Raw genomic sequence first — 25,146 nt, forward strand, 5'->3', positions numbered from 1 at the left:
TCACTGAGGTTTGGGCTGGCATCCGGGCGCGGCTCGTCCCATATTTGGCACCATGAGCCTGCCCCCTGGTTTCCTTGATGAATTGCGCAACCGCGTCTCGCTTTCCGCCGTGGTCGGCCGGAAGGTCACCTGGGATATGCGCAAATCCAATATGGCCAAGGGAGACTGGTGGTCGCCCTGCCCCTTCCATCAGGAAAAATCCGCAAGCTTTCATGTCGATGATCGTAAAGGGTTTTATTACTGCTTTGGCTGCCATGCGAAGGGTGACGCGCTGACCTTTATCAAGGAAAGCGAAAATCTCGGTTTCATGGAAGCGGTCGCGGTGCTGGCCTCGGAAGCCGGGATGCAGATGCCCGAGCGCGACCCGCGTGCGGCCGAAAAGGCCGATCGCCGCACCCAGCTGATCGAGGTCATGGAAGAGGCGGTGAAATGGTTCCGCCTGCAGCTGAAGACCCAGGCCGCCACAGACGCGCGCGCCTATCTCGCGAAACGCGGACTGTCTGAAGCCGCGCAGGACCGCTGGGAAATCGGCTTCGCCCCCGATGGCTGGTCGGGGCTGTTCCAGGCGATGACCGGCAAGGGCATCGCGAAAGAGCTGCTGGTCGCTGCCGGGCTCTGTGCGACCTCGGCCAAAGGGAAAGAACCCTATGACCGGTTCCGCAATCGCATCATCTTTCCGATCCGCGACGGGCGTGGCCGCGCGATCAGCCTTGGCGGGCGGGCGATGGACCCGAATGACCAGGCGAAATATCTGAACGGCCCCGAGACCGAGCTTTTCGACAAGGGGCGCAACCTCTTTAACCATGGGCCTGCGCGCGAGGCGGCGGGCAAAGGCCAGCGTCTGATCGTGGCCGAAGGCTATATGGATGTGATCGCGCTGTCCGAGGCCGGGTTCCAGGCGGCGGTGGCGCCTCTGGGCACGGCTGTCACGGAAGATCAGCTGCGGCTGTTGTGGCGGATCTCGGATGAGCCGGTGATCGCGCTGGACGGTGACAAGGCGGGGATCCGGGCGGCTTTGCGGGTGATCGACCTTGCTCTGCCGCTGCTTGAGGCCGGCAAAGGGCTCAGGTTTGCGGTGATGCCGGACGGCCTCGACCCGGATGATCTGATCCGGGCGCGTGGTGCGCCTGCGCTGCAGGAGGTGCTGGACGCCGCCCAGCCGATGGTGCGGCTGTTGTGGAACCGCGAAACCGAGGGTCAGGTTTTCGACAGCCCCGAGCGCAAGGCGGCGCTGGACAAAAACCTGCGCACGGCACTGAAACGCATCCAGGACCCCTCGATCCGCAGCCATTACGGCGAGGATATCAAGGAGCTTCGCTGGGAACTGTTCCGCCAGGGCCGCCGTCCGGCGGCGCGCAGCCCGGGCCGGCCCTGGCAACCGGGCCCGCGCGGCCAGATGCGCGGTGGCAAATTCGTGCCGCCCGCGCTGCCTGCAACCGATGCGGCAAAAAACTCGGCCCTCGCGGGGACCGAGGCCGATCTGCTTTATCCCAGCCGGGTCTCGGACGGGATCCGAGAAGCGGTCGCCTTGGCGATTCTGATGCGTTTTCCCGGCCTTGTCGCGCGATTTGAAAGTGATCTGGAGCGGCTGGAGCTGAGCAACGAGGCCCATTTCCGGCTGCGCAACCTGATCCTGACGCATTTCCGTGCCCCGGATTGCCGGGCGCTGATCGAGACCGACAGCCCCGGCCTTCTTGACGAGCTGACCCGCAGTAACCATGTGCGTTCCAACCCCGGTCTGCAGCCGAAGGCCGATGAGGAGTTTGCCGCCGCCTGTGTCGAAGAAGCGCTGGCGCGGCTCCAGGCCGATCGTGGTCACCGGGTTGAGCTTGCCGAGGCGGTCGAGGACCTCTCGGGCCTCGTGGACGAGGGTCTGACATGGCGGCTGTCAAAGGCGGCCGAGGCCAAAGTCAGCGCCAGCCGGGGGCCGCAGGACCAGAAAACCGAATCGGTCATTGCGCCAAATGGCGTCGAACTGGACCGCGAGGAACTCGACAGACGCCAGAAATTGTTCGATTCGATTGATTTCAGTGCCGGTGGCAAGGCCAGACCGGGCTGACATGTATGATTCGCCCTTTCCCCCGCTGTGATTCGCGTTATTGATTCGAATAAAAGAAGCGCGATTCGCACCATCCCCACAGGAGCATCCATGGCCCTCAAGGAAAATGACGACGTTAAGCAGGATGGCGACGAGACTGATATCTCGCTCGACATGTCGCAGGCTGCCGTCAAGAAAATGATCGCCGACGCCCGTGAGCGCGGCTATATCACGATGGAACAGCTTAACGCCGTCATGCCGCCCGATCAGGTCTCCGGGGACCAGATCGAAGACGTGATGTCGATGCTCTCGGAAATGGGCATCAATGTCGTCGAAGATGACGAGGCCGAGGAAGCCGAGGATGGCGGTACCGGCTCTGAGCTGATCGATCCGGGCGCAGCCCCAGGCTCGCGCGAAGTGGCCCTTGCCGGCCCTGCAGCCGAGACGCTGGACCGCACCGATGACCCCGTGCGGATGTATCTGCGCGAGATGGGCTCGGTCGAGCTTTTGTCGCGCGAAGGCGAGATTGCCATCGCGAAACGGATCGAGGCCGGTCGCAACACGATGATCGCCGGGCTGTGTGAAAGCCCGCTGACCTTCCAGGCGATCACCATCTGGCGCGACGAACTTCTGTCGGAAGAGATCCTCCTGCGCGATGTGATCGATCTTGAGGCGACCTTCGGGCGCAATCTCGACGGCGACGAGGAACTCGAAGGCCCGCCGCTCGACGAGATGGGTGTGGTCGAGGCAGGTGCTGCCCCCCGCCGCGCGTCGAACGAGCCGGAACTGGACGCCGATGGCAATCCGATCTCGCGCGAAGACGCCGATGACGAGGATGACGACGGCTCGAACATGTCGCTGGCGGCAATGGAGGCGACGCTCCGCCCCAAAGTGCTTGAGATCCTCGAGCAGATCGCGGCCAATTACGCACAGCTTTCCGAGATGCAGGAACAGCGGATGGCGGCGACAATGTCGTCTTCGACCCGCTTTACCACCACCGAGGAAGGCGCCTATCAGAAGCTGCGCGGCGAGATGGTGTTGCTCGTGAACGAGCTGCATCTGAACAACAGCCGGATCGAGGCGCTGATCGACCAGCTTTACGGCATCAACAAGCGCATCATGTCGATCAATTCCGGCATGGTGAAGCTGGCGGATGCCGCACGGATCAACCGCCAGGAATTCATCGCCGAATACCAGGGCTTTGAGCTCGACCCGTCCTGGGTCAGACGCATGGCCGAGAAAGCCGGTCGTGGCTGGCAGACCCTGATCGAGAAGAGCCTCGAAAAGGTCGAGGAGCTGCGCGCTGACATGGCCCAGGTCGGCCAGTATATCGGCGTCGATATCGGCGAATTCCGCCGCATCGTGAACCAGGTCCAGAAGGGCGAGAAAGAAGCCCGCCAGGCCAAGAAGGAAATGGTCGAGGCCAACCTGCGCCTCGTGATCTCGATTGCCAAGAAATACACAAACCGGGGCCTGCAATTCCTGGACCTCATCCAGGAAGGCAATATCGGTCTGATGAAGGCGGTCGATAAGTTCGAATATCGCCGCGGCTATAAGTTCTCGACCTATGCGACCTGGTGGATCCGTCAGGCGATCACCCGGTCTATCGCAGACCAGGCCCGCACGATCCGTATCCCGGTCCATATGATCGAGACGATCAACAAGCTGGTCCGCACCGGGCGCCAGATGCTCCATGAAATCGGCCGCGAGCCGACGCCGGAAGAGCTGGCCGAAAAGCTGCAGATGCCGCTTGAGAAGGTCCGCAAGGTGATGAAGATCGCCAAGGAGCCGATCTCGCTTGAGACGCCGATCGGCGATGAGGAAGACAGCCAGCTCGGCGATTTCATCGAGGATAAGAACGCGGTCCTGCCACTGGATTCCGCTATTCAGGAGAACCTGAAGGAAACCACGACCCGGGTTCTGGCCTCGCTGACCCCGCGCGAAGAACGTGTGCTGCGGATGCGCTTCGGCATCGGCATGAACACCGACCACACGCTGGAAGAGGTTGGCCAGCAATTCTCGGTCACCCGCGAACGGATCCGGCAGATCGAAGCCAAGGCGCTGAGAAAGCTGAAACATCCGAGCCGCTCGCGCAAACTGCGCAGCTTCCTCGACCAATAAGAAAAGGCGCCCTTCGGGGCGCCTTTTTCATGGCCTTTGTGATATTCTGAGTTGGGTGCAGTGGCAGGCAGCCGTGGGGGTTCCGTATCCCACCTGACCTCGCTGGATCGCATTCTCGTCGTAAGGAAGAATGCGCGCTACGGGTCAGATCGACAGCCGCACCGGCATTGCGCCCGGCATACCGCTCTGTGTGCCGCGTTCGCGGTAAGGCGTGGTGTTGTAATGCGCGCGGTAGCATTTCGAGAAATGCGAGGGGCTGGCAAAGCCGCAGGCCAACGCCACATTGATCACCGACATATCGGTCTGCATCAGCAGGTTGCGCGCTTTGGAAAGCCGCAGCTCCATATAATAGCGCTTCGGGCTGCGGTTGAGGTAACGGCGGAACAGCCGCTCCAGCTGCCGCGTCGACATCCCCACCCGCTCGGCCAGATCGGCGGGGGAAAGCGGGTCTTCGATGCTGCCCTCCATCATCTGGATCACAAGGCTCAGCTTCGGATGGCGCACCCCGATCCGGGTCGGGATCGACAGGCGCTGCGTATCCTGATCGGTGCGGATCGTCGAATAGATCAGCTGGTCGGCGACAGTATTCGCCAGCGTCTCACCATGATCGGCCGCAATCACCTTCAGCATCAGATCAAGCGACGAAGTCCCCCCTGCCGTCGACCAGCGATTGCCATCCATCACAAAGACCGATTTCGTCAGCCGCACCTCTTCGAAATCCTCAAGGAAACCGTCCTGGTTTTCCCAATGGATCGTGGCTTTCTTACCGTCCAGCAGACCTGCCTTCGCCAGCGCCCAGGCGCCGGTGCAAAGCCCGCCAATGGTCACGCCCCTGCGCGCCTCACGCCGGAGCCAGGACAGCACCGCTTTTGATGTCGCCTTCTGCACATCCAGCCCGCCGCAAACCAGGATCACATCTTCGCGGTCGATCTCTTCAAGGCCGATATCCAGCCGGAAGGCGGTATCATTGGAACAGGTGGCCGATGCGCCGCCCTCCCCCGCCAGCACCCAGGAATAGATCCTGCGCCCCGCAACCCGGTTCGCGATGCGCAAAGGCTCGATGGCCGAAGCAAAGGCCAGAAGCGTGAACCGGTCCAGCAGCAGGAACACGAATCTGCGGTTGCCACCACTGCGCCCGGCTGCGCTTCCGGCACCAGCACCGGCACCACCGAAAGCACTGTCAGCCGCACCACCAGTGGCAGGCTTTGCTGCACCTGACTGTTGCACCTTGCTCTCGGGGCTGGGCATCTGCGCTGACCTTCTCTCAATACGACAGATTCATGTCGTTAATCGCGATGGAAGCAGTAATTTTACACTTGTGCAAGAGAGCAGAATTGCATTTGCCCGCCCGCCCGACGCGCCTGCCTCGCTTGCATCCCAGCCGGCCCTCGCGCAAAGTCATGCCAGTTCAGAACTGATGCAGGAAATGCCGATGTCCGCCCCGATCAGCCTCTATTTCTGGCCCACGCCCAATGGCCATAAGATCGCCATCGCGCTTGAGGAACTCGGCCTGCCCTATGAGGTAAAACTGATCAATATCGGCAAGGGTGATCAGTTTGCGCCGGATTTTCTGGCGATTGCGCCGAACAACCGCATCCCCGCCATCGTCGATCCCGATGGCCCTGATGGCGCGCCGGTTTCCCTCTTCGAATCCGGTGCCATCCTGCAATATCTCGCCCGCAAAACCGGCAAACTCTATGGCAGCTCCGAGCGTGAGAGGATCCAGGTCGAAGAATGGCTGATGTGGCAGATGGGCGGCGTCGGTCCGATGGCGGGCCAGGCCAATCACTTCCTGCGCTATGCCCCGGAAATGGATCCACCCCAGGTGCTGCCCTATGCCCAGGACCGCTATCGCCGCGAGGTCGGTCGTCTCTACGGCGTGCTTGACCGCCGCCTCGCTGACCGCGCTTTCGTCGCCGGTGACAGCCTCTCCATCGCCGATATCGCGATCTGGCCCTGGGCGCGCGCCTGGGAGAGACAGCAGCAAAGCATCGAAGACAAGCCGCATTTCAGCGCCTGGCTCGACCGCCTCGCCGCCCGGCCGGCCTTTGCCAGAGGCATCGCAGTTGCAGCAGATGCCCGTCCCGCCACCCTCGACAAGACCGCCATCGAAAACCTCTACAAACGCTGATGCTAAAAGGCCCGGGAACCAAATCCCCGGGCCTCCTTTCATCTGTCCATAAATATCCCGGGGGGAATGCCCTTCACGGGCATCGGGGGGCTGGCCCCCCGCTCGCCGCTTTCAGCCCTCGCCGCGCTTTTCATCCTCGGGCTCAATCACATAGCGCCCCAGCATGGTGATCTGCACCATCAGGAACACGAAAAGCGCCGCCGGAAAGGCAAAGGTCTCCAGCGTCACCCAGGTCGCTTCCGACATATTGCGCCAGATCAGCTCATTCGCCACCGCCAGCACCAGAAACACAAGCGCAAGCCGCCGCGTCAGGATCATCCAGCCCTCATGCTGCATCGGCAGCGCCGAGCCGAGCACCCATTCCAGCCAGCTCTGCCGGCGCAAAAGCCCGACCCCCAGCAGCGCCGCGAATGTCCCATAGACCAGCGTCGTCTTCATCTTGAAGAAGCTCGCATCGTTGAAATAGGCCGTCAGCCCGCCAAAGAAGATCACCACCAGCCCGGTAAAGACCTGCATCCGCGACAATTGCCCGGTCAGTACCCAGAGCGCTGCGATCGATACCAGCAGGATCGGCACAAACACCACCGCCGCCACGATGAACCCGGAATAGTCGGTGCCAGCGATCAGATATGTCTCATCCTTGATCCACATATAGATCCCGAAAAAGAGCACCGTCGGCCCCAGTTCCAGCACCTGTTTCAGCACAGGATTGATCGCTTTTTCTGCCATATTCGCCTTCCACCTGCCGCGTCCGGCAACCGCTCAGCTGCGGTCGCCCCGACGCCAGTCGATATCAAACCGCGTGCCATCGAACAATGGCGCGAGCTCTTTCATCGTCTGCGGCAGGCCCGTCAGCGCAAAACGCGCAAAACGCGCCGCACCAAAACCGCTGGCTGACCGGAAATGCACCACCAGCTTGCCGCGCGGGCCCGGCAGATCCGACAACAGTGCTACAAGCGCCGCGCGTGACGGTGCCGAAAAGGCCGCATCCGGCAGCTGATTGATCGCCGTGCGCAGTTCCAGCTTTTTCTCGCTCACCAGGGCCGCAAAACCGGCATCGCTTTCGGTATTTTCCGTATCCGGGATCATCATGACCAGCACCGGCAGCAAGAGCTGCTCGAAAAGACCAAAACTCCTGATCTCAAGGTCGAGATCGGTCACCGCCGCCCCCATGATCGCCATCTGCGCAGCACCCGGGGTGGAGAGGTCGATATTCTTTGCCCGCGCCGTGAAAAGGATCCGCGAGTCCCCCGCGAAAGTCAGGTCAAAGCGAGAGATCTCCACCTCTTTCGCCGATCCGTCCCAGGCTGCCCGCAGATCCAGCACCATCTCGCCGACCCGCGCTTGGGCGCCCAGCAGATAGTCCATCCGGGCATCGCCCATCTTAGTGGCAAAACGCATCCCCGTGGCCCCGACCACGATATCCGAGGATGGCATCTGCCCTTTGCGATCCCAGGCAAGAATGCTGCCATAGACCGTCACCGTATCGGCGTAGAAACCCGGGGCATAACGCTCTCCGCCCGTGATCACCACGTCATCAAAGGCGCAGCCGCCATCCTTCAGGCTGCGGGGCGTCGCGCTGATATCAAGCCGGTTGCTGTGCAAAACCTGGCCGAAGTCGTGCAGGATTGCGGCGCAAATCTCACCCGACGGCCCGGCCTGCTGCGCCTGAACCGGCAGCGCGGCCATCCCGAACCAGAGCCCGGTAAGGGCCGTGGCCAGAGTAGCAAAAGGCGCCCGCTCAGGGTGCGCCCCGGAAACAGCCGGGCCCGTGAAACTGGTGCGACCCGCGAAAACCTTGTAAAACATCACAATTATCCCAGTCTGGCGCCGCCTCAACCGGCGCTATTTGTCCAGCCCGACCAGAGCCCGGGCGAAATCATCCGGATCGAAGGGCGACAGATCGTCGATCTGTTCGCCAACGCCGATCGCATGGATGGGCAGGCCGAATTTATCGGCCAGCGCGACAAGCACACCGCCTTTTGCCGTGCCGTCAAGTTTGGTCATCACCAGGCCCGAAACATCGGCAATTTTGCGGAAAATATCGACCTGTGTGATGGCGTTCTGCCCGGTGGTCGCATCCAGCACCAGAAGGGTATTATGCGGCGCGGTCGCGTCCTTTTTCTTCAGCACGCGCACGATTTTCGCCAGTTCCTCCATCAGATCCTGGCGGTTTTGCAGCCGGCCGGCAGTGTCGATCATCAGAAGATCCGCGCCTTCTTCCTGCGCGCGGCCAAGCGCGTCAAAAGCGAGGCTTGCCGGATCAGAGCCTTCCGGCGCGGTCAGAACCGGCACGCCGGCGCGCTCGCCCCAGACCTTCAGCTGCTCCACTGCCGCCGCGCGGAATGTGTCTCCGGCGGCAATCACCACCGTTTTGCCGGCGGCACGGAACTGACTTGCAAGCTTGCCGATGGTCGTCGTCTTGCCCGAGCCATTCACACCCACCACCAGGACGACCTGGGGCTTTTTCGCGTAAAGCGGCAACGGTTTCGCCACCGGCGTCATGATCCGCGCCACTTCGCCCGCCAGCGCCTCTTTAAGCTCGCGGGTCGAAACCTTCCGGCCAAAGCGCCCCTCGGCGATATTGGCTGTCACCCGCACGGCGGTATCGACGCCCAGATCGGTCTGGATCAGCAATTCCTCGAGGCTTTCAAGCATCTGGTCATCAAGCACCCGACGCGGTTCTGCCGTCTCGCCCCGGCCGAAGAGGCGCCCGAGCAGACCAGGTTTCACAGGCTCCGCCGCCTCCGGCGCCGCAGGCTGCACCAGAGGCGCCCGCTCGGCAGCCCGGCTGGCCGGAACCGGCGGCGCGACATCAGCGGGCGTCACGCGCTCGGGGGCCTCCGGCACGTGTTTTGCCGCGCTGGCCTCTGCTTCGGGAAGGCTGGTCGCCGCAGTTGCCGCCTGCTGATCCTCGACATCCCGGGTTTCGCCGCCCCGGGTCGGGCCGCTCTGGACCGGGCCGGTCTGAACCGGGTCCGCCTGACCCTGGCCAGCATCAACCGCACCATCCTCTGCCGCGCCCTCCTGGATCGCCCCCTCCTGGACCAGGGCATCAAGCCCCTCGCCGATCTTGTCGGATGAGCGGAACAGCCGGTCCTTGAGCTTGCGGAAGATCGACATGGCAAAACCCTTCATTCTGTCAGGTTTTACCTGGTCATTTTGACCTGTGAAGTAAAGGGCATTGGGTCTGCGACCGGCTGTCCTGGCGCGGGTGATGTTCACGTCCGCCCGTCGCCCCGAGCGCCGCGGCCCGCCCCGCGACACGGCGCGGCCTTTTCCCTGCCCGGGTTTCGTGCTTCGGTGCCGTTATCATGTCTGACCCCGCTCCCCCCTCGCCCCCTGCGGCACCGATCCCGATGCCCGTCTTCGCGCTGGCCGCCGCGACGCCGGTGCCGCTTTTGATTATCGGCGCGTTCATGGGCGGGGCCTGTCTCTGGGCCGGGTTCCTTTACATGGCGCTTTTGTCGGTGCTGCTTGATCAGCTGATCCCCTGGGTCGCGGGCGAGGGCGAAGAGGGTCAGGAATTTCCCGGCGCTGATGCGCTTCTGGCCGGGATCGGTTTATCCGCCCTGGTGCTGCTGCCGGTCGCGGTCTGGGCGATTGCCGGCGCGTCCGGCCTCTCCACCGGCCAGCGTCTTTTGATGTTCTTCGGGTCAGGCTTCTGGCTGGGTCAGGTCGGCCACCCAGCGGCGCATGAGCTGATCCACCGGACCAGACGCCCGCTTTTCCGTCTCGGTCAGGCCTTTTACGCCGCGATCCTTTTCGGCCAGCACGCCTCGGCGCATCGCCTGGTGCATCACCGCTTTGTCGCAACCGACCAGGACCCGAATTCCGCCCGTGAAGGCGAGAGCTTTTATCATTTTGCGCCCCGCGCCTGGATCTGGTCGTTCCGTCTGGGCCGGCAGGCGGAAACCGATCTGCGCGCAAGGGCGCAATCGCGTCAGGGCCTGCACCCTTACACGATTTACGCGCTGGGGGGCGTGATTTCGCTGGTGGTGGCCCTTGCCATCGCAGGGCCAGCCGGGATCTTCGCATGGATACTCCTGGGGGTTCATGCCCAGGTGCAGATCCTCGTATCGGATTATGTGCAGCATTACGGTCTCAGACGCCGCATCCTTGAAAATGGCCGGCCAGAGCCGGTCGGGCCACGGCACAGCTGGAACACCGCGCATTGGTTCAGCTCGGCCATGATGCTGAATGCGCCGCGCCATTCCGACCATCACGCCCATCCCGCGCGCCCCTGGCCCGCGCTGCGCCTGCCCGGGGCCGATGAGGCGCCGCGCCTGCCCTGGCCATTGCCGGTGGCCTGCACGCTTGCCTTCTTGCCGCGGACCTGGGCGCGGGCCATCCGGCCGCATCTGAAACGCTGGCGCCAAAGCGACACGGGGCCCGGGGCAAATCCCGGGGTAACAGATGCCTGACTAGCATATTCCGCCAGCCTCTGGCAGGTTTCGCCCCAGGACGGACCCGGCCCGGCAGATCCCCCCGCCGCCAGACCGCGTTAAAGGAGTTCAGATGCGTTTCCCCCCTGCCCGCTCCCGCGGTCTCTGGCTCGTCTTCGGGATGGCATTGTCCCAGGGCTTCGCGCTGCCTGGCGCCGCCGACACGGTCACACCCATGACCGGGGCGGAATTCGACGCCTATGTCGAGGGCAAGACCCTTACCTGGTCGCAATATGGTGCGGTCTTCGGGATCGAGGAATATCTGCCCAATCGCAAGGTGCGCTGGAAGACCTCGCCCGATGAATGTCAGTATGGCAGCTGGTTTGAACGTGAGAACCAGATCTGCTTTGTCTATGAATACGGGGTTGGCGAGCATTGCTGGACCTTCTGGACCGAAGGGGATGATCTGCGCGCGCTCTCGGCCAATGGCTTTGAGGGATCGGAACTGACCGTGATCAACGAGACGCCGGAGCCGCTGGCCTGCCCCGCGCCGGATGTGGGGGTGTGAAATGACGACAACAATCCATGGAATGACGCCCGTGCTGGCGGTCCTGGCCCTGCTCGCGGCCCCGGTCATGGCTCAGGACGGAGGCGCACAGCAGTTCCAGTCGCCGCCCCAGGCCGAATTCGGCGATGAGGCCCCTCTGGATTTGCCCGATACTGCCCCTGAAGCGGGCGCGGATCCCGCGCTCGACGCTGCGGCTTTTGATGCGCTGACCCGGGGAAAGACCTTCGACACCTATGATTCCGAAAGCGGGCTTTACGGCGTCGAAAGCTTCCTCTCCGGCCAGAGGGTGATCTGGCGGGACGCCGAACGCTGCATGCATGGCAGCTGGGACCAGGTCGGCAACAACATCTGCTTCCTTTACGAGGACAAGCCAGATCAGCCGGTCTGCTGGACCTATCATGACCGCGCCGGATGGATTCTCGGGCGCTATGAGGGGCTTTATGAGCTGCCGCCGATCATGCTCTACCCCGCCCAGGGGCCGATCTCCTGCCAGTCCTATCTGGGCGCCTGATCCGGGTTAAAGCAAAGGCGGAAGCGTTCAGAAAAGCGATCCCTGACCACCGGTTTCCGGACCATCGCCGCGGGGTTTCGCCGGTTTTGCCGGCCGGGCCGGGGCGGCTGGTGCCGGGCCCGGCATTGGTCGATCTGTCGCGCCCGCCCCTGACGGGCCTGCAGGCGTGAACCTTCCGCCGGCGAATTCAATTTCGAGATGGGCCGCCTGGCGCGCCGCATCGGCGCTGGTCACGACATGGCCATCGCCCCAGACCACCGCGAAGCCGCGTTTCAGGGTCTCGCTGTAGCCAAGGCTCTGGCGGGTACGATCCAGCCGTTCCAGCGCCTCGCGCGCGCGCGCGATGCGCTGGCCTGGCACGGCGTCCAGTCGCAAAGAAACCCCTTCAAGCCGCTGGCGCTGTTCGGAAATCCGCCGCGATGCATCCTGGGCCAGCCGCGTCAGCGCCGGCTCCAGCCGCGACGACCATTGCGCCAGCTGCATCTGGGCGCGCTCATACCGGCGGGCAAACCGCGCCTCCAGCGCGTCGCCGCGATTGGCCACCTGGCCGCGCCGCTCGCGCACATAACCAAGCAGCAGCCCCGGCTGCACCCGCCCGGCCACCCGCGCGAAATCGCCGCGCCGGCGCGCCACCATCAGGCCAAGCGCACCGCCAAGCCGCCCCGCCACATGATCGAGCCGTTGTGACGCAAGGCCCGTCAGCGCCTCCGGGCGCGGCAGCGCGCGGGAAAGATCGCTCAGACGCTGGCGCTTACGCTCCGCCGCTTGCAGGGTCGAACGCAGGAGCCGCGACGACAGCCCGTCCAGGCCCGCGATCAGCTCAAGGCGCACCGGAACTGCAAGCTCTGCGGCAGCGGTCGGCGTCGGGGCGCGCAGATCAGCGGCATAGTCGATCAGCGTGGTGTCGGTCTCATGCCCGACCGCCGAGATCAGCGGGACCCGGCTTTCCGCCGCCGCGCGGACCACGATTTCCTCGTTAAAACCCCAGAGGTCTTCGAGCGAGCCGCCGCCCCGCGCCACGATGATCAGATCCGGGCGCGGGATCGCCCCCCCGGGCGTCAGCGCGTTAAATCCCCGGATCGCCGCCGCAACCTCGGGGGCGCAGCGCTCGCCCTGCACCGCCACCGGCCAGATCAGCACATGGCGCGGAAAGCGGTCGCGCAACCGGTGCAGAATGTCGCGGATCACCGCGCCCGAAGGCGAGGTTACCACCCCGATCACGCCCGGCAGCCAGGGGATCGGCTTTTTGCGGCCAGGGTCGAACAGGCCTTCGGCCTGCAACATGGCGCGGCGTTTTTCCAGCATCGCCATCAGCGCGCCGGCCCCGGCGGGGGCAATATCGTCGATGATCAGCTGATATTTCGACTGGCCCGGAAAGGTGGTCATCCGCCCGGTGGCGATCACCTCCATCCCCTCTTCGGGCCGGACCGTCAGCCGCCCCGCCTGGCCCTTCCAGGTGATGGCCGCGATGACCGAACGGTCATCCTTCAGGTCGTAATAGAGATGGCCCGAGGCCGGGCGCGACACCCGACCGATCTCGCCGCGCACCCGGACCATGCCGAATTCGCCCTCGATCACCCGTTTTACCGCGCCCGAAAGCTCGGAGACGGTGAATTCCGGGCTGTTGCCACCGCCCTGGCCGGGCTCGCTGTCATCGAAAAGTTCCATAGGGCAGTTTTGCCCTGCCCCGCGCCGCAGCGCAACAGGCCCCGTCACTCTGGCCGGTCAGAGCCGCCGCCCGAGCCGCGCCACTTTTTTCGCCCTGTCCGTGAGATCGCGCATCCTGCGGGCATTTTCGCGCTCCTCCGGCGTCAGCTCCGCCTCGGTTTTACCGCGCCGCGCTGCGTAATCGGTTGCCGTGCGGATACCCTTGTTCACCGCTTTGCGCAGGAACATGTTCACAAGCATATTGATCAGCCGGTTCAGATCCATCTCATCCTCCTCGGGGTGGCGCGGCCCGGGCCTTCGGCAGGCTCAGTCCTCAAAAAGCTCGCTCTGGCCGCTTTGCGCTTCATCTTCATCATCATCACGCGGCTGATCGAGGCCCGGCATCGGGCGGTTTTCAAGCAGCCCGGCCGAGCGCAGCTCTTTCAGACCCGGCAGATCGCGCGCGGATTCGAGACCGAAGTGATCGAGGAACCCTTCGGTCACCACAAAAGTCACTGGCCGCCCCGGCGTCATGCGGCGCCGGCCAAAGCGGATCCATTCCATCTCCATCAACTGATCGACCGTGCCACGCGACACGGCAACCCCGCGGATTTCCTCGATTTCCGCCCGGGTGACCGGCTGATGATAGGCGATAATCGCCAGCGTCTCGATCGCCGCGCGCGACAGTTTGCGGGTCTCGACCTGTTCACGCACCATCAGATGGCCCAGATCGCCGGCGGTACGAAAGGCCCAGGCATCCCCGACCCGGGCCAGATGCACGCCGCGCCCTTCATAGCGTTTGCGCAAATAGGCCAGCGCCTCGGCCGGATCGCAGCCATGCGGCATGCGTTTGACCAGTTCCGCCACCGTCATCGGCTCTGTCGCGGCAAAAAGCATGGCCTCGACCATCCGCTCCTGCTCGCCCATTGGTGGGGCGTCAAAAAGGCTCTGCTCCTCGGGCTCCCTGGTCATCTGATACCCTGGCTCATTCGGGATCCCTCCGCCGGATCTGGATCGGCGCGAAAGTCTCGCCCTGGCGCAGCGTAAGCTGACCGCGTTTCACCATTTCCAGCACGGCCGCAAAATGTGCCGCCGTGACCGAACGCCGCGCCATCGGCGTCGCATCCCAGCCATCGGGCATGAACCCCGCCAGATCCGCCCAGTCGCCGACATAACCGATCAGGCCGCGCATACGGTCCAGCGCCTGTTCCATGGTGAACACATTTTCGCGGTCCATGACAAAGGGGCGAAACTCGTCACGGGTGCGGATACGGGCATAGGCGCGCATCAGATCGAGAAGGTTCGCCTCCCATTGCGTCTTGCGCAGCAGCGACACGGTCTCGGGCTGGCCACGAACAAAGAAATCGCGGCCCTTCTGATCGCGCGCCATCAGCCGCGCGGCGGCCTCGCGCATCGCCTGAAGGCGTTCCAGCTGGAAGGCCAGATGCGCCGCGAGATCCTCGGCCGAGGGTCCGGCCTCGCCTGGTTCGGGCGGCAAAAGCAGGCGCGATTTCAGAAAGGCGAGCCAGGCCGCCATCACCAGATAATCCGCCGCCAGCTCGATCCGCAGTTTTGCGGCCTTGTTCACGAACAGAAGATACTGTTCCGCCAGCTGCAAAACCGAGATCCGCCGCAGATCGACCTTCTGCGTCCTCGACAGCGTCAGCAAAAGGTCCAGCGGCCCTTCGAACCCGTCGACATCAACAATCAGCGCCTCGGCTGCGAGCCGGGCGGCAGGGTCAAGCCGTTCCGGCAGGGACCAGTCTTCGGCCAGAGGCAGCTGTTTCTCGTCACTCATCCATCGGCATCCCGCGACAGAGCAAGAAACTCCGCCCCGAGGCCTTCGATGTCAACTGTATCGGGCGCAACCCGGCGTGACAGCGCCCGGGCGGCGCGCGCCTTTGCGGCCTCAGTCATCTCACCGGCGGCGGTGGCCACATCCTGCATCTGGCCAAAATCACCCTTACAATGCAGCGCGATATCGCAGCCCGCCCGGATCGAGGCAGCTGCGCGGTCGGCAAGACTCCCCGACAGCGCCTCCATATTCAGATCATCCGTCATCAACAGGCCGTGAAAGCCGATCTCGTCGCGGATCACCCGGATCATTTCGGGGCTCTGGGTCGCGGGGTGATCCGGATCATAATCGGCGAAGACGATATGGGCGGTCATCGCCATCGGCAGATCAGACAGCGCGGTGAAGGGCCAGAAATCCACCTCATGCAGTTCAAGGCGCGACGAGGTCACGCAAGGCAGTTCGTGATGGGTGTCCTGGCGGGCAAGGCCATGGCCGGGCATATGCTTGATCACCGGCAGCACGCCGCCGGCAAGATAACCATCGGCCACGGCGCGTCCGATCCGTGCCACCGCTTCGGGGCCGGTGCCATAGCAGCGGTTCTTCAGGAACGGGTGGGTGTCGGCGCGGGCCACGTCAAGAACCGGTGCGCAATTCGCGTCGATCCCGACCGCGCGCAGTTCACCTGCAATCAGCCGCGCCATGATCTCCATCGCGCGCGGCGCGTTGTCAGGGCCGATGCGGGCGATCAGATCAAAGGGCGGCTCCCAGTCGCGCCAATGCGGCGCGCGCATCCGCTGGACACGACCGCCTTCCTGGTCGATCAGGATTGGCGCGTCCCGCCCCACGGCGTCGCGCAATTCAGCGGTCAGGCGCGACAACTGTTCAGGACCTTCGACATTGCGCGTGAAAAGGATGAACCCGAACGGGTCATACTCACGAAAAAAATCGCGCTCCTGCGGGAGGAGATCCGGGCCCGCAAGGCCAAAAATCGCCGCACCGCGCCCGATTTCGGGCCCTGTCGCCGTGCTCATCTGTGGGTCACCGGGATGCAGTTGATCTGCTCCGCCACCGCAGCCGAGCAGAAGCGGCGTGCGTCATCTTCGCTGGCAAAGCCAAAGCCGCGCAGCCGCCAGAAGGTATGGCCGCCGCTTTCCGCAGATTGCACCACCATCTGTTTTTCCACCATCAGGGGCCCAAGTCTGGCGGCGATCTTCTGCCATTCTGCCCGGGCCTGCGCCTCGCTGTCATAGGCACCGAACTGAACCAGGCGCGCGCCGGCCTCGATGGTGGCGGGGTCTTTGCCGGCACCCGAAGGCGCAGAGGCAACAGCTGCGGTCTGCATCACATTTTGAGGCGTGCCGGCTGCGGAGCCGCCGGTTGCGGCAAGCGTAGACGGCCGCGCGCGCGGGCGCGGCGAAGAGGTCATCGCACCGGGCGTTGCAGGCGCCGCCGCTGCAACCAGATCTGCCGAGGCCGTCTCATCCATGCCAAGGGCTTCGGCAAGGGCAAGCGCCACCGCCTCATCCTGGCTGATCGTTGCGGGCTGGCTGTCGGTGGCCAGGACCGGCGCGGCGGGAAGCTGATCGGGGCTGACCTCAAGCGGCAGGGGAGACTCTTCCGCCGCCGACATGCGTGGCGCCTCGGCCGATCCCGTCATCGCCACCACAGGCGCCAGAGGCGCGACCGCAGGCGCGGCAGAGGCCAGCGCAAGGCCCGCCACATCATCCGCCGCCAGATCGACCGGCGCCGGTGCCAGCACCACCCGATCCGAGTTCTTGCCACCATCGCGTGCTGCCACATCATTGACCGCAAGGCCCTGATGGTCGACCACCATGCCGCCGCCCTCTTCCGGCGCGGTCCGCATCGGCCCTTCCAGCGCCCGCACCACCGGCACGCCGCGCACATCGCGCACCGCGAGTTCCCAGCCCCAATAGCCAAGCGACAGAACCAGCGCCACAGAACCCAGGGCGCCGGTCATATTGACCAGGCGCTGCCCGCGCGTCAGCGGAATTTGCGGTTGTGGCTGCGGCTGGCTGGCCTGATCCCCGTAGCCGTCATGATCGTCATAAGCCTGAAACGCCCCACGCCTCGCCATTGCGGCCTGAGGCTGTTGCGGTTGTGACTGGACCCGCGCGGCCTGAAAACCACCGCGCTGAGCCCCGCCAATACGGGCCGGCCGCATCGGAGCGGCTTCGGAAAAATTGCCCGGCCGCGCCTGTGATGCGTAGCCGCCGTAATCGCCGTAATCAGCGTTTGCCATGCCTGCCCTCTGCGCCTGCTCTCAGGGCTTATAATGCCCTTTGCCTGTTCGTGGCCGATTGCGGGCGCTTTTGGTCAGCGCATCTCTTCAACCGGCGTCACACCCAGGATAGCAAGACCTGCGCAAATGACAACGCCCGTGGCACGTGCAAGGGCGATTTTCGCCTGTGAATCAGCCACTTTCTCCTGCACGAAGCGCAATTCCGTTTCATCATTGCCACGGTTCCACAGGGCGTGGAACTCGGATGCCAGTTCATAGAGATAGAAGGCAATGCGATGCGGCTCGTTATTGCGGGCGGCAATTTCCACCAGACGCGGCCATTCAGCGATCTTTTTCAAAAGCCCGATTTCTGCCGGATGCGACAGGGAGCGGTGATCGGCTGCCAGAAGCGTTGCGTCATCGACCGGCGTTCCGGCATCGCGCGATTTGCGCAAAACCGAATTCACCCGCGCATTGGCATATTGCACATAGAAGACCGGATTGTCCTTGGATTGCTCCAGCACTTTGGCGAAATCGAAATCCAGCGCGACGTCATTCTTGCGGGTGAGCATGATGAAACGGGTGACATCGGCCCCCGCCTCTTCCACCACATCGCGCAGCGTGACGAATGTCCCGGCGCGCTTCGACATCTTGAAGGGCTCGCCGTTCTTAAAAAGCTTCACCAGCTGGATCAGCTTGATATCGAGCGGCACGCGGCCCCCGGACAGCGCAGCCACCGCCGCCTTCATCCGTTTGACATAGCCGCCGTGATCGGCGCCGAAAATGTCGATCAGCTGATCGAAGCCGCGTTTCACCTTATTATAGTGATAGGCGATATCCGGGGCGAAATAGGTCCAGGAGCCATCCGATTTCATCACCGGGCGATCAACATCATCGCCGTGATCTGTCGAGCGGAACAGGGTCTGTTCGCGGGCTTCCCAATCTTCGGGCAGCTTGCCTTTCGGGGGTTCAAGCACGCCTTCATAGATCAGGCCCTTGGCGCGCAATTCGGCAATGGCGGCTTCGATCTCACCGGTGCCGTAAAGCGCCTTTTCCGAGGAATAGACATCCATCCGCACGCCGAGGGCTGCGAGATCCTCGCGGATCATCCCCATCATCGCTTCGGTTGCGAATTCGCGGATATCCGCCAGCCAGACGGATTCCGGCTGGTCGATCAGGCTGGCGCCATATTTCTCTTTCAGCGCCTCGCCGACCGGGATCAGGTAATCGCCGGGATAGAGACCTTCGCGGATCTCGGGTTCAAGCCCATTGGCCTCGCGGTAGCGTTCATAGGCCGAGCGCGCCAGCACATCGACCTGGGCGCCGCCGTCATTGATGTAATATTCGCGGGTGACATCCCAGCCCGAGAAGGCCAGCAGGTTGGAAAGCGCATCGCCCACAACCGCGCCGCGCACATGGCCGACATGCATCGGGCCGGTCGGATTGGCCGAGACGAATTCGATATTCACCTTCTCGCCACCGCCAATGGCAGAGCGGCCGAAATCATTGCCCGCCGCGAGGGCGGCACGCACGAGCCCCTGCCAGACAGCCTCATCAAGCCGCAGGTTGAGAAAACCCGGGCCTGCGACATCCGCACCGGCAATCCGGGGGTCTTCCAGCAGGCGGGTCGCCAATTCGCTTGCGATCACGCGTGGCTGGAGGCCTGCGGGTTTTGCCAGCACCATGGCCGCATTGGTGGCCATATCGCCATGCGCGGCATCGCGCGGCGGTTCGACCGCGACATTCGAGAGGTCGAGACCTGCGGGCAGAACGCCGTCCTGAGCCATCCGGCCCAGAGCATCCACCACCGCGCCGCGGATATCCGCAAAGAGGTTCATCTGATCAAATCCTGTCCTGATGGATCAGGCATTGCCAGAGGCGGCGGGATTGGTCAAGCGAAGCGCGGGATTTCGGACCTGGAAAGGGGGCGCTGCCCCCTCGCGGCTGCGCCGCTCACCCCCGGGATATTTAGAGACAGATGAATGGGATCAGGATGCGGGCTGGTCTTTCGGGTCTTTATAAACGCCCTGCTCCTTCAGCGCATCCATCACCTCTTTCGGCATATAGGTCTCATCATGCTTGGCGAGAAGCGTGGTCGCCTCGAAGGTTCCCCCAATGAGATTGCCGGTCGCAATGGTGCCGGTGTTTTCCTTGAAGAGATCGGGACGCGGATCCTTGCCGATGTAGCGGACCGGGATCTCGGCGCCGCCATCGGTGATGATGAAATCGAAATGCACGCCGGCGCGGTTGACGATCGAGCCGGTTTTCACAAGGCCGCCAAGCCGGAAGATCTCGGTCTCGGGCGGGGCCTCGGCCAGCACCTGGGTCGGGCTGCGGAAAAAGTTGATGCCGTCTTTCAGGGCGAAGCCGATGAAGATCGTGGCCAGGACCATGGCAAGCGCCGCAAGCACGATGATCTGGATGCGGCGCTGTTTCTTCAGCCCCTTCATCCCCCGGAATTGCGGTTTCGCTGTGCTTTGCATGGCTGTCCTTCCTTCGTCAGGGCAGTGGTGGCAGGTATTGCTTCCCTTTGCCCTGACTTCGATCAAGTCCCCTGAAGGATGTTACGGGAAAACGGGCGCCATCAACAGGCCCGTGGTTTCATCGATCCCAAGCATGAGATTGGCGTTTTGCAGTGCCTGACCGGATGAGCCCTTGGTCAGATTGTCGAGCACCGCGATCACCACCACGCGCCCCGGGATCCGGTCGGCGATCACCCCGATATGGCAATGGTTCGAGCCGGCAATATCCCGCGTCGAGGGCAGCGCGCCGAAAGGCAGCACATGCAGGAACGGCTCTGACGCATAGGCTGCCGCAAGCGCGGCATGGACGGCCTTTGCATCGCCTTTGACATAGGTCGTGGCGAGAATGCCCCGATTCATCGGCAGAAGATGCGGGGTGAATTGCACCAGCACCGGCCGCCCGGCGATTTTCGAGAATTCCTGATCGAATTCGCCGAGATGGCGGTGTTTGCCGCCCGCCGAATAGGAATGGGTGCCGCCGGAAAGTTCGGCATGAAGAAGGTTTTCTTTGAGCGAGCGCCCCGCCCCCGACACCCCGGCCTTGAGGTCGATCAGGATGTCATCAAGGTCAATGATCCCTGCCGCGATCAGCGGGCGCAACGCATATTGCCCGGTTGCGGCATTGCAGCCGGTTCCGGCGATCAGGCGCCCCTTGCGGATATCATCGCGGTAGAATTCAGTGAGCCCGTAAACCGCCTCTTTCTGCATCTCGACGGCCGTATGGGGCTGACCATACCATTTCTCATAATCCGCCGGGTCGCGCAGACGGAAATCGGCCGAGAGATCGACGATCTTCAGATCCTTTGGCAGCTGTGAGATCACCGCCTGGCTGGTGGCATGGGGCAGCGCGCAGAAACAAAGGTCGATCTGCGCGAAATCGATCTCGTCGATCTTCACCAGTTGCGGCAGGTCGAGATGGCGCAGGAAGGGAAACACATCCGCCATCGCCATGCCGGCCTTGCGATCCGCCGAGAGTGCGGTGATCCGCATCTGGGGATGGCCGGCGATCAGGCGGACAAGCTCTGCCCCGGTATAGCCGGAGGCACCGAGAATTGCGATGCGGAAGGTCATGGGCAGCATCCATCAGCAAGGGGAGATTTCTGCCCGCTTTCCTGACGTGATTTCCCGCTGTTTGCAATGCGGCATAGCGGCAAAAGCGCGGGGCGCCGCCCCGCATCCCGGAGTATTGAGATCAGGAGGAAAGTGGCGAAAAAACGTCATGTTCCTCCTGACAGGAATGCGCGCGCCGGAGGCGCGGCTCTCAGCTCTCGGCGTCGGCGCGGCTTTTGCCGGCCATATCCAGCGCGAGCGTTGCCGCCATGAAAGGATCCAGATCCCCGTCAAGCACGCCTTGCGTGTCCGAGGTCTCATGGTTTGTGCGCAGATCTTTCACCATCTGATAGGGCTGCAACACGTAAGAGCGGATCTGGTTGCCCCAGCCCGCATCCCCTTTGGCATCATGCGCCTCGTTGATCGCCGCCGAGCGCTTGTCCAGCTCTTGCTGGTAAAGCCGCGCCTTCAGCGCATTCATCGCAATCTCGCGGTTCTGGTGCTGCGATTTCAGCGAGGAGGTCACCACGATCCCGGTCGGGAAGTGGGTGATCCTGACCGCCGAGTCGGTTTTGTTCACGTGCTGACCGCCGGCGCCGGATGACCGGAAGGTGTCGATGCGGATATCCTTATCCAGCACCTCGATCTCGATATTGTCATCGACCACCGGATAGACCCACACGCTGGCAAACGAGGTCTGGCGCTTGTCGCCCGAGCCAAAGGGCGAAATGCGAACCAGGCGATGCACCCCCGATTCCGTCTTCAGCCAACCGTAAGCGTTATGACCGGAAATCTTATAGGCGACCGATTTGATCCCCGCCTCCTGCCCGGCTTCCTCCGAGAGCATCTCGACCGTGAAGCCACGGCGTTCCGCCCAGCGGGTAAACATCCGCGCCAGCATCTCGGCCCAGTCCTGCGATTCCGTGCCGCCCGCACCCGCATTGATCTCAAGGAACGTGTCATTGCTGTCGGCCTCGCCATTCAGCAAAGCTTCCAGCTCTTTTTGCGCCGCCACTTCCAGGAGTGCCTTCAGCGCATCCTCGGCCTCTGCGACCAGCGCATCCTCGCCCTCGGCCTCGCCCAGCTCGATCAGCCCGAGATTGTCATTCAGCCCGCTCTCGATCATCCGGTAGCCATTCAGCGCATCCATCAGGGATTGCCGCTCGCGCATCAGCTTCTGCGCCCGGGCCGGATCATTCCAGAGATCCGGCTGCTCGATCAGCGCATTGAACTCCTCAAGCCGGTGCGGCGCCATCTCAAGGTCGATCCGCTGCGCCAGAAGGCCCAGCGACTTGCGGATCTGATCAACATTGCCTTGCGTCTCGGCGCGCATAACTCACCCTCTCAATCATCGAGCGGCGTCATATCTCCTGGGGCTCTCCGGAACAAGGGGCCTGTGCGCGCGCGCCCCAAGCAACACCACCCCGAGGCGCGGCGCCCGGCGCGCGCGCCTGCCATAGTCAGTAGAGCCCGCCCGATGACACCGTGCCGAAATCCGCCTTGCCCGGGATCACCCGCGTCTCGCCCGTCGCGGTTGTGACCGAAGCCGAGCCGCTTTCCGTCTCGCCATAGGCAAACAAGGGCAGGTTCTGGCCCATTTCGAAGCCGCCATCCACCAGCGCGCCCAGACCGAAATCGGTATCCGTGCCCTCGCGGAAATATTCCGCCACCACATTCGCGCCCGAAGCATCATCCGACAGGCGTGCGCCGGTGAACCGGTCGATCTTCACGAAATAGCCCCCCGGCGGCACTTTGAACTTCGAGCCGCCATATTTCTTCACGACCTCTTTCATGAAATCCTGGAAGACCGGTACGCAAAGCGTCCCGCCATAGGCACGCGACCCAAGTGTCCTCGGCTGGTCAAACCCGATATAGCAGCCCGCCACGATGTTCGACGTATAGCCGATGAACCAGACATCCTTGGCGTCATTGGTCGTGCCGGTCTTGCCCGCCACCGGCACCGGCAGCCTGACCCCACTGCCCGAGCCGCGCTGCACCACGCCTTCCAGCATCGATGTCAGCTGATAGGCGGTGATCGCATCCATCACCCGCTCGCGGTTCGAGGTGATCTTCACCCCATTGCCTCTCGGCAGATCACCGGCGCCGCAATCCTCGCAAGAGCGTTTGTCATGGCGGTAGATGGTGCGCCCGTAGCGATCCTGCACCCGGTCGACCAGCGTGGGCTCCACGCGCTCACCACCATTGGCGAACATCGCATAGGCCGCCACCATCTTGTAAAGCGTGGTCTCCTGGGCACCGAGGCTGTTTGCCAGATGCTGGCCCAGCCGGTCATAGACGCCAAAACGCTCGGCATAGGCCGCGACCGTCGACATCCCCACTTCCTGCGCCAGACGAATGGTCATCAGGTTCCGCGACTGCTCGATCCCGGTCCTCAAAGGCGTTGGTCCGTAGAATTTGTTCGAGGCGTTCTTGGGTGTCCAGAGCCCCTGCGGCGTCTCGATCTCGATCGGCGCATCGACCACGATGGTCGCGGGCGTATAGCCGCTGTCCAGCGCTGCCGCATAGACAAAGGGTTTGAACGACGAGCCCGGCTGGCGTTCGGCCTGGGTGGCGCGGTTGAACACAGAATACTGATACGAGAACCCGCCCTGCATCGCGAGCACCCGGCCGGTATTCACGTCCATCGCCATGAAGGCGCCCTGCACTTCCGGCACCTGGCGCAGGGTCCAGCGGATGAAGGCGCCATCGGCATCCTTCACCATGCGGCGCACCAGCACCACATCTCCGACTTCGACCAGATCCGAGGCGCGTGTCGCCTTCTTGCCCAGTTTGCCATCGGCCAGGCGTTTCCTGGCCCAGGTCACGTCATCAGCCGGAATATCACCGGTTTCAGCCACGCCCTCGATGCCGATTGTGGCAGAGCGCTCGCCCAGCGAGAGCACCACCGCCGGATACCAGCCCTCGATATCGCGCGACACATCCGTCGCACTCAGCGCCGCGCGCCAGTCTTCCTCGCGTGACAGCTGATCGACCGCGATGGTCTTCCCGGTGCCGCGCCAGACGCCGATGCCACGGTCATATTTCTCCAGCGCCTTGCGCAAAGCCGACTGGGCGATTTCCTGCAATTCCTGGTCGATGGTGGCGCGGATCGTCATGCCGCCTTCAAAGAATTCCTTGCGGCCGAAATCCCGCGACAACTGGCGCGAGACTTCTTCGGTGAAATAGGTGCGCCCGGGAAGCTCTTGCCGGAAAGACGGGAAATCGCCGTTCTGCACCGACAAAAGCGGGGCTTCGCGCTCGGATTTCCAGCTGGCCTCGTCGATATAGCCGTTATCGCGCATCTCGCGCAGCACATAGTTGCGCCGGTCGATCAGCTTCTGGCGATTGCGCACCGGGTGGAAATCCGATGGCGCCTTCGGCATCGAGGCAAGGGTCGCCGCCTCATGCGGTGACAGCTCGGTCAGGGATTTGTTGAAATAGGTCTGGGCCGCCGCCGCAACGCCGTAGGAATTCTGCCCGAGGAAGATCTCGTTGAGATAGATCTCGAGGATTCTCTCTTTTGACAATGTCTCCTCAAGCCGTGTGGCGAGGATGATTTCCTTGATCTTGCGCTCGACCCCGGCGGCGCCCTTACGGGTGCCGTCGAGCAGCATGTTCTTCGCCACCTGCTGCGTGATGGTCGAGGCGCCGCGCACATCCTGGCCGCGCGATTTGACCGCCTCGGATAAGGCGGCAAGCATACCACCGGCATCATAGCCCTGATGGCTGAAGAAATTCTTGTCCTCGGCAGAAACAAAGGCCTGTTTCACCAGATCGGGAATATCCTCGGCCGAGACAAACAAGCGGCGTTCATCGGCGAATTCATCCAGGATCCGCCCCTCACCGGAATAGATCCGGCTGATGGTGGCCGGGGCGTATTTCGCGAGGCTCTCATGGCTTGGCAGATCGCGCGAATACATCCAGAAAATCGCGCCAACCGTCAGGGCACCAAAGAAGATGCCAAGCGTGACAGCTGAAAAGATAGCCCCAAAGAAAGAGGCGATGAATCGCAACACTGCTCTGATCCCCGGATGATGCTGCCTTTCCCTATATCAGACGCGCCCCCCCGTCAAAACCCTGGCCATCACCAGATCGTCACCCCGGCGGAAACCGCCCCCCCTGCCCGGCCCGCCACCGGA

21 protein-coding genes are annotated in these 25,146 nt (G+C 63.3%); 6 read left to right on the forward strand and 15 right to left on the reverse strand.

Annotated features, from left to right (window positions below; translation table 11 throughout):
• The first annotated feature begins 52 nt into the window (after positions 1-52).
• Entirely contained in the window at positions 53-2,059 is a 2,007-nt protein-coding gene (dnaG, locus tag M3484_RS03980; protein ID WP_249495812.1) for a DNA primase, read from the forward strand.
• 90 nt (positions 2,060-2,149) lie between these two features.
• Positions 2,150-4,159, forward strand: a complete 2,010-nt coding sequence (rpoD, locus tag M3484_RS03985) for an RNA polymerase sigma factor RpoD (RefSeq protein ID WP_092898126.1) — start codon at positions 2,150-2,152, stop codon at positions 4,157-4,159.
• Between the two features lie 144 nt (positions 4,160-4,303).
• Here the strand turns inward: rpoD and M3484_RS03990 are convergent, their stop codons facing one another.
• The gene (locus M3484_RS03990) at positions 4,304-5,407 is read right to left on the reverse strand and encodes a GlxA family transcriptional regulator (protein WP_092898128.1); all 1,104 of its coding nucleotides are present in this window, start codon (positions 5,405-5,407) and stop codon (positions 4,304-4,306) included.
• Positions 5,408-5,591: 184 nt separating this feature from the next.
• Here M3484_RS03990 and M3484_RS03995 point away from each other — a divergent pair, with 184 nt between their 5' ends.
• Positions 5,592-6,290, forward strand: a complete 699-nt coding sequence (locus M3484_RS03995; protein ID WP_092898130.1) for a glutathione S-transferase N-terminal domain-containing protein — start codon at positions 5,592-5,594, stop codon at positions 6,288-6,290.
• Positions 6,291-6,401: 111 nt separating this feature from the next.
• Here M3484_RS03995 and M3484_RS04000 read toward each other — a convergent pair whose 3' ends face one another.
• Genes M3484_RS04000 through ftsY form a run of 3 tightly spaced genes read right to left on the reverse strand, consistent with a single transcriptional unit; the run spans position 6,402 to position 9,428 of the window.
• Positions 6,402-7,019, reverse strand: a complete 618-nt coding sequence (locus M3484_RS04000; RefSeq protein WP_249495813.1) for an inner membrane-spanning protein YciB — start codon at positions 7,017-7,019, stop codon at positions 6,402-6,404.
• Between the two features lie 33 nt (positions 7,020-7,052).
• Positions 7,053-8,099: a hypothetical protein gene (locus M3484_RS04005; RefSeq protein WP_249495814.1), complete on the reverse strand. Its 1,047-nt coding sequence runs from the start codon at positions 8,097-8,099 to the stop codon at positions 7,053-7,055.
• 36 nt (positions 8,100-8,135) lie between these two features.
• Complete coding sequence (gene ftsY, locus M3484_RS04010; protein ID WP_249495815.1) at positions 8,136-9,428, reverse strand: signal recognition particle-docking protein FtsY; 1,293 nt, start codon at positions 9,426-9,428, stop codon at positions 8,136-8,138.
• Positions 9,429-9,604: 176 nt separating this feature from the next.
• Between ftsY and M3484_RS04015 the strand changes: the two genes are divergently transcribed.
• The 3 genes from M3484_RS04015 (at position 9,605) to M3484_RS04025 (ending at position 11,754) form a co-directional block, all read left to right on the forward strand.
• The gene (locus M3484_RS04015) at positions 9,605-10,714 is read left to right on the forward strand and encodes an alkane 1-monooxygenase (protein WP_249495816.1); all 1,110 of its coding nucleotides are present in this window, start codon (positions 9,605-9,607) and stop codon (positions 10,712-10,714) included.
• Positions 10,715-10,808: 94 nt separating this feature from the next.
• Positions 10,809-11,243, forward strand: coding sequence for a hypothetical protein (locus tag M3484_RS04020; protein WP_249495817.1), 435 nt, complete (start codon positions 10,809-10,811; stop codon positions 11,241-11,243).
• Between the two features lies 1 nt (position 11,244).
• Positions 11,245-11,754, forward strand: coding sequence for a hypothetical protein (locus M3484_RS04025; RefSeq protein WP_249495818.1), 510 nt, complete (start codon positions 11,245-11,247; stop codon positions 11,752-11,754).
• 27 nt (positions 11,755-11,781) lie between these two features.
• On the opposite strand, the gene xseA is transcribed toward M3484_RS04025, so the two are convergent.
• The 11 genes from xseA to M3484_RS04080 all read right to left on the reverse strand — a co-directional run bounded on the left by xseA (position 11,782) and on the right by M3484_RS04080 (position 25,023).
• Positions 11,782-13,422 carry an exodeoxyribonuclease VII large subunit gene (xseA, locus tag M3484_RS04030; protein ID WP_249495819.1) on the reverse strand — a complete coding sequence of 547 codons (1,641 nt, stop codon included), beginning with the start codon at positions 13,420-13,422 and terminating at the stop codon, positions 11,782-11,784.
• A 57-nt stretch (positions 13,423-13,479) separates the two neighbouring features.
• Complete coding sequence (locus tag M3484_RS04035; protein WP_249495820.1) at positions 13,480-13,686, reverse strand: hypothetical protein; 207 nt, start codon at positions 13,684-13,686, stop codon at positions 13,480-13,482.
• A 42-nt stretch (positions 13,687-13,728) separates the two neighbouring features.
• Positions 13,729-14,373, reverse strand: a complete 645-nt coding sequence (gene scpB, locus M3484_RS04040; protein ID WP_092898148.1) for an SMC-Scp complex subunit ScpB — start codon at positions 14,371-14,373, stop codon at positions 13,729-13,731.
• Positions 14,374-14,386: 13 nt separating this feature from the next.
• Positions 14,387-15,199 (reverse strand): segregation and condensation protein A, encoded by an 813-nt coding sequence (locus M3484_RS04045; protein WP_249495821.1) that lies wholly within the window; start codon positions 15,197-15,199, stop codon positions 14,387-14,389.
• A complete protein-coding gene (locus M3484_RS04050) occupies positions 15,196-16,227 on the reverse strand; it encodes a glycoside hydrolase family 3 N-terminal domain-containing protein (protein WP_249495822.1) in 1,032 nt (343 codons plus the stop codon). Before M3484_RS04050 ends, M3484_RS04045 begins: the two co-directional genes overlap by 4 nt.
• A complete protein-coding gene (locus M3484_RS04055) occupies positions 16,224-17,456 on the reverse strand; it encodes an SPOR domain-containing protein (RefSeq protein ID WP_249495823.1) in 1,233 nt (410 codons plus the stop codon). Before M3484_RS04055 ends, M3484_RS04050 begins: the two co-directional genes overlap by 4 nt.
• A 74-nt stretch (positions 17,457-17,530) precedes the next feature.
• Entirely contained in the window at positions 17,531-19,273 is a 1,743-nt protein-coding gene (gene argS, locus M3484_RS04060; protein ID WP_092898153.1) for an arginine--tRNA ligase, read from the reverse strand.
• Positions 19,274-19,423: 150 nt separating this feature from the next.
• Complete coding sequence (ccmE, locus tag M3484_RS04065; protein ID WP_249495824.1) at positions 19,424-19,918, reverse strand: cytochrome c maturation protein CcmE; 495 nt, start codon at positions 19,916-19,918, stop codon at positions 19,424-19,426.
• An 81-nt stretch (positions 19,919-19,999) separates the two neighbouring features.
• On the reverse strand, positions 20,000-21,028 hold the full coding sequence (gene argC, locus M3484_RS04070; protein ID WP_092901760.1) for an N-acetyl-gamma-glutamyl-phosphate reductase: 1,029 nt from the start codon (positions 21,026-21,028) through the stop codon (positions 20,000-20,002).
• A gap of 190 nt (positions 21,029-21,218) precedes the next feature.
• On the reverse strand, positions 21,219-22,340 hold the full coding sequence (gene prfB / locus M3484_RS04075) for a peptide chain release factor 2 (protein WP_249495825.1): 1,122 nt from the start codon (positions 22,338-22,340) through the stop codon (positions 21,219-21,221).
• A gap of 127 nt (positions 22,341-22,467) precedes the next feature.
• Entirely contained in the window at positions 22,468-25,023 is a 2,556-nt protein-coding gene (locus M3484_RS04080; protein WP_092898157.1) for a penicillin-binding protein 1A, read from the reverse strand.
• Positions 25,024-25,146 lie beyond the last annotated feature (123 nt).

It is taken from the genome of Pseudomonas sp. GX19020 (genome assembly GCF_023371075.1).
Taxonomy (GTDB): Bacteria; Pseudomonadota; Alphaproteobacteria; order Rhodobacterales; family Rhodobacteraceae; genus Pseudogemmobacter.